Origin of the sequence: Kocuria sp. CNJ-770 (genome assembly GCF_001942375.1) — a bacterium.
Classification (GTDB): Bacteria; Actinomycetota; Actinomycetes; order Actinomycetales; family Micrococcaceae; genus Kocuria; species Kocuria oceani.
The window spans coordinates 1-11,740 of the sequence record NZ_MKJW01000093.1 but is presented as its reverse complement, the minus strand read 5'-3'; the positions used below and the strand labels follow the sequence as shown (position 1 = coordinate 11,740).

Below are 11,740 nucleotides of genomic sequence, written 5' to 3'. Positions count from 1 at the left end.
ATTGCCTGACACGGGTCGCACCGGGACGGGGTTGTGCCCCGGCGCCTGGGTCCGGTGACGCTCCTCACGGCGGAGGCGCCTCACACACAAATGTCCCGTTCGGCGCGAGCACGGGCCACGGGCCCGGGCCCGCACCGAACGGGACCAGCAGAACTGGATCAGCCGGCGACCGTGATCTGGTCGATCGCCTCCTGCGCGGAGCTGCGCAGGTTCTCGGACATCGGGGCCGAGCCGGCGGCGTCGGCCGCGGCCTGCTGCCCCTCCTCGCTGATGACGTACGAGCCGAACGCCTTGGCGAGGTCAGCGGTCTCCTGAGAATCGTACTGCGAGCAGTACAGGTGGTAGGACACGAGCACGATCGGGTAGGCCCCGGACTCGGTGGTGTCGCGCTCGAGGTCCATCGCCATGTCGTACTCGGCGCGCCCCTCGACGGGGGTGGAGTTCTCCACCGCGGTGGCGGCGGCCTCGGCGGAGTACGGGACGTACTCCTCGCCCACGCCCACTGCCACGGTGCCGAGGTCACCCACGGCAGAGGCGTCGGCGTAGGTGATCGCGCCCTCGGTGGAGCTGGTGGACTGCACCACCCCGGCGGTGCCCTTGTTGTTCTCGGCGGCCCACTGCGAGGGCCAGTTGCCCGAGACCTCCTCGGTCCACACGTCGGGGGCGGCCGCGGCCAGGTACTCCTGGAAGTTCTCCGTGGTGCCGGACTCGTCGTTGCGGTGCACCACGGTGATCGGGGTGTCCGGCAGGTCGGCGTCCGGGTTGAGCTCGGCGATCGCCGGGTCGTTCCAGGTGTCGATCTCCCCGGTGAAGACCTGCGCGATGGTGGGCCCGTCCATGTTCACGGTCTCCACGCCGGGCAGGTTGAAGGCCACCGCGATCGGGGAGATGTAGGCCGGGATGTGGAAGCCGCCGTCGGGCCCGCAGACCTCCTTGGACGCCTCGTACTCCTCCTCGTCGAGGTAGGCGTCGGTGCCGGCGAAGTCGGCACCGCCGGCGACGAAGGCCTCCCGGCCGGCGCCGGAGCCGTCCGGGGAGTACTGCACCTGGGCCTCGGGGTTGGCGCTCTGGAAGCCGTTCTGCCAGGCGGTCATCGCGGCCTGCTGGGAGGACGCGCCGATGCCGGTGAGCGTGCCCGACACTCCGGCGCCCGCGGCCGAGGACTCGCCCGAGCCGGTCGCTTCGCCCGTCGCGTTGTCGGAACCGCACGCGGTGAGTGCGAGCGAGCCGATGGCCAGGACGGCCGCGGAACGGCCGAGGTGGGAAACCTTCACTTGATAGCCCCTTCAGATCACAGTTGCGCCCCGTCGAGGGGCCGTCGTCCAGCGTGGCTCCGGATGTCGTCGGAGCCGGTGCGAGAGGCGGATCTGCGGTCGTCCCGCGGACCTCTCACCGGGAGACCTTAGGGAGCGCAGGTAGCCAGATTGGCCCGCGAAGGTGAACGGAGGGTGAACACAGGCCCCGAGGGCAGGGCAGGGTCGCGCAACTCACACCGGGGACCTGCCCGGTGCCGTGAAGGGGCGCGGGAGCGGAGCCGGCCCGCCGGAGGTCCCCGGCCGCTCCCCTAGGATGGGCCCATGCAGCCAGGCGACCGTGCGCGAGCCGCGGCCCGTGCGGTGCGCAGCCGCACCAGGGTCGGCCTGACGCGGGTCCGCACGGGTCTGCTGCAGAGCTTCCAGATCACGGTCGCGAGCGTCGGGGCCTACGTGATCGCCGAGCGGCTCCTGGGCCACTCCGGACCGATCTTCGCCGCCACCGCGGCCCTGGTGGCCCTGGGCTTCGCCAAGGACGGACTGCGCTACCGTCGTGTGCTCGAGGTCTCGATCGGCTGCACCCTCGGCATCGCCGTGGGGGACACGCTGATCCACGTCCTGGGCACCGGGGTGTGGCAGGCCGCGGTGGTGCTCATGACCTCGATCCTGCTCGCCCGCTTCCTGGACAACGGCACGCTGTTCACCACGCAGATGGGCCTGCAGGCCGTGCTCGTGGTCCTGCTCCCGCCCTCCCAGGACGGCGTGTTCGCCCGTTCCACCGACGCCGTCGTGGGCGGGGCCTGCGCCCTGGCCATGGCCTACTTCGTGCCCACGGACCCGCGGCGGCAGCCGCGCCAGGACCTGCGGGCCCTGGTCGACGAGTTCTCCGGGGTGCTGCGGGAGGCCGGCCGCGCCGTCGAGGACTACGACGCCACCGCCGCCTGGCACGCCCTCGTGCGCTCCCGCCAGACCCAGCCGCTCGTGGACTCGGTGACCTCCGGGCTGAAGTCCGCCGTGGAGATCGCGACGGCCTCCCCGCTGTACCGCGGCCGCCGCGCGGAGATCGAGACCATCGGGCGCTCCATCCGCTATCTCGACCTCGCCGTGCGCAACGCCCGGGTGCTCACCCGCCGGCTCGCCTCGGTGCTCAACCACGTGACCCTCTCGGACGAGGCCGTGGCCGCCCTGACCGACGCCCTCGACGACCTCGCGGACGCGGTCAGCACCCTGGGCAACGCGCTGGCGGTGGCCGCCCCCGGGTCCCGGGAGAGCTACCTGCGCCAGGCCCGCAACGAGCTGGCGAACGTGGCCGGGCGGCTGCACCCGCGCGAGATGGGGGTGCGGACGATGGAGGGCGAGACCCTGGTGCTGGACATGCGGCCGATGGTCGTGGACCTGCTCGAGGCGGCCGGCATGACCCACGAGGAGGCTCGCGACCAGCTCCCCCGGCTGGAGGGCTGGGACCGCGCCTGAGCAGCACTCCGGCCGGCGCGGGCCGCCCCGTCACGGCCGGGCCCGGGCCCGGAGGGCACGCACCCGGACCTCGACGGCCGCGAGCGACGGCCGCGGGCGGCGCCGGTGGCAGGCGGGCCGGCTCAGCAGCAGGACGAGGACAGCAGCGGCAGCGGGGCACGCTCGAGAGCCACCGGCTGCGGGCCCGAGCCGCAGGCCTCGGCCGGCTCCTCGGCGGCCTGCGGGGCGCAGCAGCCCTGCTCCTCGCCGCTGTCGCCCGCGGGCCCGAGGGCCGGCAGGTCGCAGGAACCACCCAGATCGGTGGAGCACACCCCGGTCTCGGGCAGGAGCAGTTGCACGTCGTCGGCGGCTTCCCGGTCCCCGGCCAGGGCGGCGGCGATGGAGCGGACCTGCTCGTAGCCGGTGGCCAGGAGGAAGGTGGGGGCACGTCCGTAGGACTTCATGCCCACGATGTAGAAGCCGGCCTCGGGGTGGGCCAGCAGCTTCTCCCCGTGCGGGGCCACGGATCCGCAGGAGTGGAACTCCGGGTCGATCAGCGGTCCCAGCTGCTTCGGGGCGTCGACGGCCGGGTCCAGCTCCAGGCGCAGCTCCGAGAGCATCGCGAGGTCGGGGCGGAAGCCGGTGGCCGGCACCAGCAGATCCACGCTGAGTTCTGCGTCCCCGGTGGGGGTGGTGGCCCGGACGCTCAACCTGCCAGCGGTCGAGGTGAAGCGGGTGATGGTGAAGGAGGTGTGCACTTCGATCACCCCGGATTCCACGAGGTGGCGCAGCCGGGTGCCCAGCGCGCCCCGGGCGGCCAGTTCGTCGCGGTCCTCCCCGCCGTAGACCCGAGTGACGTCGGCGGAGCGCACGGCCCAGGAGATCCGGGTGCCTGGCTCGGTCTCGGCCAGGGCGCCGAGCTCGAGCAGGGTGTTGGCCGCGGAGTGCCCGGCCCCCACGACGAGCACGTGGCGGCCGGAGAAACGGTGCCGGTCCCGGCCGGTGACGTCGGGCAGCGGGGCGGTGATCCGCCCGGCGGTCACGGCCTCGGCCTCGCCGGGGGCGGGTAGCCCGGCTTGGCCCAGCGGGTTGGGCGTCGCCCAGGTGCCGGAGGCGTCGATCACCGTCGACGCCTCGACGTCCTCCACCGCACCATCGGTGCGCTGGAGGCGCACCAGGAACGGGGTGGACTCCCGGTTGGCGGTGCGGGTCTTGTCCATCCCCGCCCGGGACACGGCCACCGCCCGGGCGCCGGTGCGGATCCGTTCCGCCAGGACGTCCGCGAGGGGCTCCAGGTACTGCTCCACCAGCTCGGCGCCGGTCGGCAGCGCCTCGGGGTCCGGGGCGGTCCAGCCGGTGCCGGCCAGCAGACGGGCGGCGGCCGCGTCGACGTCGTAGCGCCACGGGGAGAACAGGCGGGTGTGGCCCCAGTCGCGGATCGCCGCCCCCGCCCGGGGGCCGGCCTCGAGGACCAGCGGGGTCAGGCCGCGCTCGAGCAGGTGCGCGGCGGCGGCCAGCCCGACGGGCCCGGCGCCGATCACGACGACGGGCAGATCGATGCTCCCGGTCATGTTCTGCGGACCTCTCATTCGGCGGTGCCGGCCGGCAGCAGCTCGGAGACCAGGGTCTGGACGCGGGTCCTGATCTCGTCGCGGATGGGCCGCACGGCCTCCACACCCTTGCCGGCCGGGTCCTCCAGGGCCCAGTCCTCGTACCGCTTGCCCGGATGGAACGGGCAGGCGTCCCCGCAGCCCATGGTGATCACCACGTCGGAGCCCTGCACCGCCTGGTCGGTGAGGATCTTCGGGGTCTGGGCGCTCAGGTCGATGCCCTCCTCGGCCATGGCCTCCACGGCGGCCGGGTTCACCGCGTCGGCCGGGGCGGAGCCGGCCGAGCGGACCTCGATGCGGCCTCCGGAGAGGTGGGTCAGGTAGGCGGCGGCCATCTGGGACCGCCCGGCGTTGTGCACGCACACGAACAGGACGGAGGGCTTGTCCGTGGTCTCGGCCGCGGACGTGGGGTCGGTGCTCATGGGGTGATCCGTTCTGTCGGACGGGGAAAGAGGTGAGGGGGACGGTTCAGGCGTGCGTGCCGTCGGTGAGCTCGGTGAGCTCGGTGAGCAGCCGCTGCACGCGGGTGTCGATGTCGTCGCGGACCAGGCGCATCCGCTCGGCACCCTCGATCCCTCGGGTGGAGGGCTCGTCGGTGTGCCAGGTCTCGATGGTGCCGGCCATGCCCGCGACGGGCTCGACCGTCGCCTCGTCGCCCAGGACCACGACCCGGTCCACGGAGCGCAGCAGCTCGGGGTCGATGGGCTTCGGGGTGCCGGAGGACATGTCGGCCCCGATCTCGGCGACGACCTCGGCGGACAGTGCGTTGATCGTGCTGCCCGGCGTGGTGCCGGCGGAGTGGACCTCCACAGCACCCGCGGCGTGGTGGTCCATGAGGGCGGCGGCCATCTGGGACTTGCCGCCGTTCTTGGCGCAGACGAACAGGACGGAGGGCTTGGTGGTCTCGGTGCTCAACTGGTGCTCCTGGAAGGTCGCGGGGTCAGCGGGTGGGGACGGTACGGTCACCGGGGAAGAGCTTCCGCCCGGCCCACAGGGACACGTAGACCAGCGCCACGAGCACGGGCACCTCGATCAGCGGGCCGACCACTCCGGCGAGGGCCTGTCCGGAGGTCACCCCGAAGGTGCCGATGGCCACGGCGATGGCCAGCTCGAAGTTGTTGCCGGCGGCGGTGAAGGCCACGGTGGTGGACTTCGCGTAGTTCAGGCCCAGGCGCGGGAGACGAGCAGCCCGATGCCGAACATGAGGAAGAAGTAGACCAGCAGCGGCCACGCGATGCGCACCACGTCCCAGGGGTTCGAGGTGATCGCGTCGCCCTGCAGGGCGAAGAGCAGCACGATGGTGAACAGCAGCCCGTACAGGGCCCAGGGACCGAGCTTCGGCAGGAACGTGCCCTCGTACCAGTCGCGGCCCTTGGCCTTCTCGCCGAGGGTGCGGGTGAGGAACCCGGCCACCAGCGGGATGCCCAGGAAGACCAGCACGGAGACGACGATGGACCAGACCGAGAACTCCGCCGACGTCGTTGGCAGGCCCAGCCAGGACGGCAGGACCTGGAGGTAGAACCAGCCCAGGGCGCCGAAGGCGATGATCTGGAAGACGGAGTTGACCGCCACCAGCACGGCCGCCGCCTCCCGGTCCCCGCAGGCCAGGTCGTTCCAGATCAGCACCATGGCGATGCACCGGGCCAGGCCCACGATGATCAGCCCGGTGCGGTACTCCGGCAGGTCGGGCAGGAAGATCCAGGCCAGGGCGAACATCAGCGCGGGCCCGACGATCCAGTTCAGCGCCAAGGAGGCGCCCATCAGCCGCCGGTCGCCGGCCACGCGGTGGGTCTCGTCGTAGCGGACCTTGGCGAGCACCGGGTACATCATCACCAGCAGCCCGATCGCGATGGGCACGGACACCTCGCCCACCCTCACCGCCTCCAGGGCGGTGTCCAGCCCCGGCAGGAACCGGCCGAGCAGGAGGCCGGCGAGCATCGCGGCGATGATCCAGGCGGGCAACCAGCGGTCGAGGAAGGACAGGTCCTTCATCACCCCCTGGGAGGCGGCGGGGACGGTGGCGGTGTTGCTCATGGGCGGGTCCGGTCCTTCATATCGACAACTATCTATCGGTCACCCTAAGGAACATATTGACACACGTCAATGTAGAGTGGGGGGATGACTGCCGCACCGGATCTTCAGGCCGCCGCTGCCGATCAGTGCGTCCCCAGCACGACGGGCACGGAGTGCTGCTCGCTCTCGGGCGGGCCCATGACCCCCGACGACGCCCAGCGGATCGCCGGCCGGCTCAAGGCCCTGTCCGACCCCACCCGCCTGCGGCTGCTCTCGCACGTGGCGGCGCAGGGCTGCAGCGCGGTCTGCGTGTGCGACCTGACCGCGGTGGTGGACATCAGCCAGCCCACGGTGAGCCACCACATGAAGAGGCTCGTCGACGCCGGGCTGGTCACCCGCGAGCAGCGCGGCAAGTGGGCCCACTACTCCGTGGTCCCCGAGGCCTTCGCCGAGCTCCGCTCCTTCCTCGACCTGGGCTGAGCCGGCGCCGAGGCCGGCGCTGCGCCGTCCGCTGAGGCCGTCCGCTTAGGCCGTCCGCCGCGGCCGATAGCCTGGTCGCCATGAGCACCCGCACCCGCCGCAACTCCCCCGCCTACCGCTGCACCGAGTGCGGCTGGAGCACGGCCAAGTGGGTGGGCCGGTGCGGGGAGTGCCAGGCGTGGGGCACGGTCGAGGAGATCGGCGAGCACAAGGCCCGCACCACTGCGGCACGCTCCATCGCCGAGCCCGCCCGGCCCATCGCCCAGGTCGACGCCACCGTCGCGACGTCGGCGCCCACCGGCGTGCCGGAGCTGGACCGGGTCCTCGGCGGCGGCCTCGTGCCCGGGGCGGTCGTCCTGATGGCCGGGGAGCCGGGGGTCGGGAAGTCGACACTGCTGCTCGACGTCGCCGCCCGCTTCGCCGAGGGCGCCGGCACGGGGACCCGCGACGTCCTCTACGTCACCGGCGAGGAGTCCGCCGCGCAGGTGAAGCTGCGCGCGGACCGGATCGGCGCCGTCGCCCCCACCCTCTTCCTGACCGCGGAGACGGATCTCGCCACCGCCCTGGGCCACATCGAGACGATCTCGCCCCGCCTGCTCGTGGTCGACTCCGTGCAGACACTGGCCAGCGCCGAGGTCGAGGGCTCCGCCGGCGGGGTCACGCAGGTGCGCGAGGTCGCGGCCTCCCTCATCGCCGCGGCCAAGAAGCGGAACATGACCACCCTGCTCGTCGGCCACGTGACCAAGGACGGCTCCATCGCCGGCCCCCGGCTGCTGGAGCACCTCGTGGACGTGGTGTGCCAGTTCGAGGGCGAGAAGCACTCCCGGATCCGGCTCCTGCGGGCGGTGAAGAACCGCTACGGGCCCACCGACGAGGTCGGCTGCTTCGACCTCACCGAGACCGGCATCACGAGCGTCGAGGACCCCTCTGGCCTGTTCGTCTCCCGCACGGCCATGCCGGTCTCCGGGACGTGCCTGACCGTCACGCTCGAGGGCCGCCGCCCCCTCCTCGCCGAGGTGCAGGCGCTGCTGGACCGCTCCGCCACCGCGCAGCCCCGGCGTGCCACGGCCGGACTGGACTCCTCGCGCGTGGCGATGCTGCTCGCCGTCCTGCAGCGCCGGGCCGGGGTGAACCTGGCCGGGCTGGACTGCTACGTCTCCACGGTCGGCGGGGTCAAGCTCACGGAGCCCTCCACCGATCTCGCCGTGGCCATGGCCCTGGCCTCCGCCGCGCAGGACCGGCCCCTCCCCCAGCGGCTCGTGTGCTTCGGGGAGGTCGGCCTGGCCGGCGAGGTGCGGCCCGTCCCGGGCATCGGCCGCCGCATCCAGGAGGTCGCCCGGCTCGGCTTCACCCACGCGGTGGTGCCGGCCAGCTCGACCGGACCGGGTGCGGTCCCGGCCGGCTTCACCGTGCGGGAGGTGACCACGATCACCGAGGCCATGGAGCTGCTCTTCCCCCGGTCGGGCGCCGGTTCCGGGCAGAAGCGGCAGACCGCCGCGGCCGTATGATGTGACCGTGGCGAAGACCCCTGAGAACGCACTGCGCAAGACGCTGGCCCGCATCGCACCGGGCACCGAGCTGCGCACCGGTCTCGAACGGATCCTGCGCGGCCGCACCGGTGGCCTGCTGGTGCTGGGCTTCGACCGGTCCGTGGAGGCGATCTGCTCCGGGGGCTTCGACATCAACACCGACTTCTCCGCGCCCAAGCTGCGGGAACTGGCCAAGATGGACGGCGCCATCATCTGCGACCGGGACGCCACCCGCATCCTCAAGGCCGGGGTGCAGCTCGTGCCGGACGCCTCGATCGACACCAGCGAGTCCGGCACCCGGCACCGCTCGGCGGAGCGCACCGCCAAGGAGACCGGGGTCCCGGTGATCTCGGTGAGCCAGTCGATGAGCGTCATCACCATCTACGTGGGCGAGACCCGCTACGCGATCGAGGGCTCCCAGTCGATCATGGCCCGCGCCAACCAGGCGCTGCAGACGCTGGAGCACTACAGCAACCGCATGGAGCAGGTCCTCGGCAACCTCTCCTCGCTGGAGATCGAGGCGTCCGTGACCGTGCGGGACGTGGCGCTGACCCTGCAGCGCATGGAGATGGTGCGGCGGATCTCCTCCGAGATCGGCTGGTACGTCCTCGAGCTGGGCGTGGACGGCCGGCTCATCGCCCTGCAGCTCGAGGAGCTGACCGCGGGCACGGGCCCGGGGCCCGACGTCGTGCTGCGGGACTACCTGCCCGACGACACTCCGGCGGAGGGCATCGACCAGGGACTGGAGAGCCTCGCGGAGCTCACCCCGGCGGAGCTCATCGACCTCCAGCGGATCGCGGTGTCGGTGGGGCTGATCGAGCCGCAGGGCAGCCTGGAGACGGACCTGCACCCGCACGGCTACCGGCTGCTGGAGGGCATCAAGTCGATGCCGCGGGCGGTGGCCAACCGCCTGGTGCGCCAGTTCGACGGGCTGCAGTCCCTCATGGCCGCCAACCTCGAGGACCTCAAGGCGGTGGAGGGCATCGGCGAGCAGCGGGCCCGCACGGTCCGCGAGTCGCTCTCGAGGATGGCCGAGACCAGCCTGCTCGAACGCTTCATGTGAGCCGGGCGCGTCCCGCTCACTCCAGGACGAACGCCGCCGGCTCGCTCGTGCGCTCCCCGAGGGAGACCAGCAGGCGGTAGTACCCGGGCTGGGCCTCGCCGCCCGCCTCCGCGCAGCCCTCGGCGGTGCGCTGGCGGTTCCACGTCAGCCGGGCGCTCTCCTCCTGCCCCGGTTCGAGGGTGCGCTCGGCGTCCTCCGAGCCGGCCTGGCAGTGCCGGCTGTCGAAGACGGTGTCGGCGCCCGAGCTCACCTCGTAGACCATCTGCGAGGTCCCGGCGTTGACCGTGCAGGGATCGTCCCCCGTGTTCTCCAGGGTGAGCACCAGCACGGGCTCCTCGCCCTCGCGGTAGCTCTCCCGGTCCGTGGACGCCCGCACGGCCAGGTCGGCCCCGCACTCCTCGGCCGGTGCCTCCGTGGCGGCCGCCGACGCGGAGGCGGAGGGGCTCTCGTCGGGCCGCGGCGTGAAGTCGGCGAAGGGCTCCTGGGAGACCGTGGGAGCGGCGCTGGCCGCCGCCGGGGCGGGGGCGGCCTCCGGCTCGTCGGAGCCGAGCATGGCCACGACCGCCGCACCGATCCCCACGGCCACGAGCAGCAGCAGCACGCCCGCCGCGACCGCGGCGACGATCCGCCGGCGCCGGTAGACCTCGGGGCTCACCCGCCGCGGGTCGGAGGTGCGAGGAGCCCGTCCGTCGTCGTCGTGACCGTTTCCCGACCGTCCGTGGGGGGTGCTCCCGGAACCCTTCTGCGCCATGCCACCAAGGCTACAGTGGGTGCGATGAGCTCCCGTCCCGCCCCCGCCCCCGCCGTGCACCCCGGCCTGCCGGACCTGCACCGCGCCGTGACCGGCTGGTTCGACGTCGCCGCCCGGGACCTCCCGTGGCGGGACCCGGACTGCTCCCCGTGGGGCGTCATGGTCAGCGAGTTCATGCTCCAGCAGACCCCCGTGGCACGCGTGCTGCCCGTGTGGCGGGCCTGGCTGCAGCGCTGGCCGCACCCGGCCGACCTCGCGGCCGCGAGCACCGGCGAGGCGGTGCGGGCCTGGGGCCGGCTGGGCTATCCGCGGCGGGCCCTGCGCCTGCACGCGGCCGCGGTCGAGATCACCGAGCGCCACGGCGGGCGCGTCCCGGCGGGGCACGACGAGCTGCTGGACCTGCCCGGCGTGGGCGCCTACACCGCCGCCGCGATCGCGGTGTTCGCCTTCGGGGACCGGCAGGTGGTCGTGGACACCAACATCCGCCGCGTGCAGGCCCGCGTGGTCTCGGGACGGGGCCTGCCGTCCCGCTCCCTGACGGCCGCGGAGACCCGGCTCGCCGAGCAGCTGATGCCGGAGGAGGACGCCCTCGCCGTGCGCTGGAACCAGGCGGTGATGGAGCTCGGCGCGGTGATCTGCACCGCCCGCTCACCGCGCTGCGAGCAGTGCCCCGTCCGGCACGCGTGCGCGTGGGTCGCCGCGGGCCGTCCCGAGCCGGCGGAGGCCCCCCGCGGGCAGAGCTGGCACGGCACGGACCGCCAGGTCCGCGGCGCCGTGCTCGCCGTGCTGCGGGCCGGGCGCGACCCCGTGCCGGAACCGCACCTGACCGGACCGGTGGACGTCGCCTCGGGCACCGTGCCGGCGCCCGAGGTGCTGCGCGCCCTGGACGCCCTGCACGGTCTGGGCGCCCCGGAGGAGCAGCGCCGCCGTGCCCTGGACGGGCTGGTCCAGGACGGCCTGGCGGCGCGCGGCCCCGCGGGGATCAGCCTTCCGGGCTGAGCTCGAGGATCATCCGGGTGTTGCCGAGCGTGTTCGGCTTCACCCGCGCCAGGTCGAGGTACTCGGCCACGCCCTCGTCGTGGGAGCGCATCAGCTCGGCGAAGACGTCCGGGTCCAGCTGCTGCTGGTTGGGCATCACCTCGAAGCCGTACCGGCGGAAGAAGTCCACCTCGAAGGTCAGGCAGAACACCCGGGAGACCCCCACGGCCCGGGCCCGCTCGATGAGACCCGCCAGCAGGGCGCGCCCCACTCCGCGCCCGCGCCAGGCGTCGGAGGTGGCCAGGGTCCGGACCTCGCCGAGGTCCTCCCACATCACGTGCAGGGCCCCGCAGCCGACGAGACGCCCCGGGGTCCCGGCGTCCTCGGCGACGAGGAACTCCTGGATGCCCTCGTAGTAGGCGACCGTGTCCTTGTTGATCAGCACCCCGGCCCGGGCCAGCGGGGCCACCAGCTCCTTGATCGCGGGGACGTCGGAGGTGCGGGCGGGTCGCAGGCGCAGTTCGGTCACGCGGCAAGTGTACGCTCGCTAACTCCGCAGGCCGCGGGGCATGTCGCCCCGAGACCGCCCGCACTTCGGGGGACGCGGAAGG

At 73.3% G+C, this 11,740-nt stretch carries 11 protein-coding genes and 1 pseudogene; 5 read left to right on the top strand and 7 right to left on the bottom strand.

Annotated features, from left to right (window positions below):
* Positions 1–158 precede the first annotated feature (158 nt).
* Positions 159–1,274: a phosphate ABC transporter substrate-binding protein PstS gene (gene pstS, locus BJF77_RS09435; protein ID WP_075871996.1), complete on the bottom strand. Its 1,116-nt coding sequence runs from the start codon at positions 1,272–1,274 to the stop codon at positions 159–161.
* Between the two features lie 303 nt (positions 1,275–1,577).
* Here pstS and BJF77_RS09430 point away from each other — a divergent pair, with 303 nt between their 5' ends.
* Positions 1,578–2,726 carry an aromatic acid exporter family protein gene (locus BJF77_RS09430; RefSeq protein WP_047805248.1) on the top strand — a complete coding sequence of 383 codons (1,149 nt, stop codon included), beginning with the start codon at positions 1,578–1,580 and terminating at the stop codon, positions 2,724–2,726.
* A 122-nt stretch (positions 2,727–2,848) separates the two neighbouring features.
* Here the strand turns inward: BJF77_RS09430 and BJF77_RS09425 are convergent, their stop codons facing one another.
* From BJF77_RS09425 to arsB, 4 genes and pseudogenes are all read right to left on the bottom strand, one after another.
* A complete protein-coding gene (locus BJF77_RS09425; RefSeq protein ID WP_075871995.1) occupies positions 2,849–4,276 on the bottom strand; it encodes an FAD-dependent oxidoreductase in 1,428 nt (475 codons plus the stop codon).
* A gap of 14 nt (positions 4,277–4,290) precedes the next feature.
* Complete coding sequence (locus BJF77_RS09420; protein WP_047805246.1) at positions 4,291–4,737, bottom strand: arsenate reductase ArsC; 447 nt, start codon at positions 4,735–4,737, stop codon at positions 4,291–4,293.
* A gap of 46 nt (positions 4,738–4,783) precedes the next feature.
* Positions 4,784–5,164 (bottom strand): low molecular weight phosphatase family protein, encoded by a 381-nt coding sequence (locus BJF77_RS09415; RefSeq protein WP_255396207.1) that lies wholly within the window; start codon positions 5,162–5,164, stop codon positions 4,784–4,786.
* A 91-nt stretch (positions 5,165–5,255) separates the two neighbouring features.
* Positions 5,256–6,349: pseudogene (gene arsB / locus BJF77_RS09410) on the bottom strand (ACR3 family arsenite efflux transporter).
* An 84-nt stretch (positions 6,350–6,433) separates the two neighbouring features.
* Here arsB and BJF77_RS09405 point away from each other — a divergent pair.
* The 3 genes from BJF77_RS09405 (at position 6,434) to disA (ending at position 9,400) form a co-directional block, all read left to right on the top strand.
* Positions 6,434–6,808: a helix-turn-helix transcriptional regulator gene (locus BJF77_RS09405; RefSeq protein ID WP_075871993.1), complete on the top strand. Its 375-nt coding sequence runs from the start codon at positions 6,434–6,436 to the stop codon at positions 6,806–6,808.
* A gap of 80 nt (positions 6,809–6,888) precedes the next feature.
* Complete coding sequence (gene radA, locus BJF77_RS09400; RefSeq protein ID WP_075871992.1) at positions 6,889–8,316, top strand: DNA repair protein RadA; 1,428 nt, start codon at positions 6,889–6,891, stop codon at positions 8,314–8,316.
* Between the two features lie 7 nt (positions 8,317–8,323).
* A complete protein-coding gene (gene disA / locus BJF77_RS09395) occupies positions 8,324–9,400 on the top strand; it encodes a DNA integrity scanning diadenylate cyclase DisA (RefSeq protein WP_047805261.1) in 1,077 nt (358 codons plus the stop codon).
* A 16-nt stretch (positions 9,401–9,416) separates the two neighbouring features.
* On the opposite strand, the gene BJF77_RS09390 is transcribed toward disA, so the two are convergent.
* Positions 9,417–10,151 (bottom strand): hypothetical protein, encoded by a 735-nt coding sequence (locus tag BJF77_RS09390; protein ID WP_255396200.1) that lies wholly within the window; start codon positions 10,149–10,151, stop codon positions 9,417–9,419.
* Between the two features lie 24 nt (positions 10,152–10,175).
* On the opposite strand from BJF77_RS09390, the gene BJF77_RS09385 reads away from it, so the two are divergent.
* Positions 10,176–11,150: an A/G-specific adenine glycosylase gene (locus BJF77_RS09385; RefSeq protein WP_075871990.1), complete on the top strand. Its 975-nt coding sequence runs from the start codon at positions 10,176–10,178 to the stop codon at positions 11,148–11,150.
* Here the strand turns inward: BJF77_RS09385 and BJF77_RS09380 are convergent.
* Complete coding sequence (locus tag BJF77_RS09380) at positions 11,134–11,658, bottom strand: amino-acid N-acetyltransferase (protein ID WP_047805240.1); 525 nt, start codon at positions 11,656–11,658, stop codon at positions 11,134–11,136. The two genes, BJF77_RS09385 and BJF77_RS09380, sit on opposite strands and share 17 nt — an antisense overlap.
* Between the last annotated feature and the right edge of the window lie 82 nt (positions 11,659–11,740).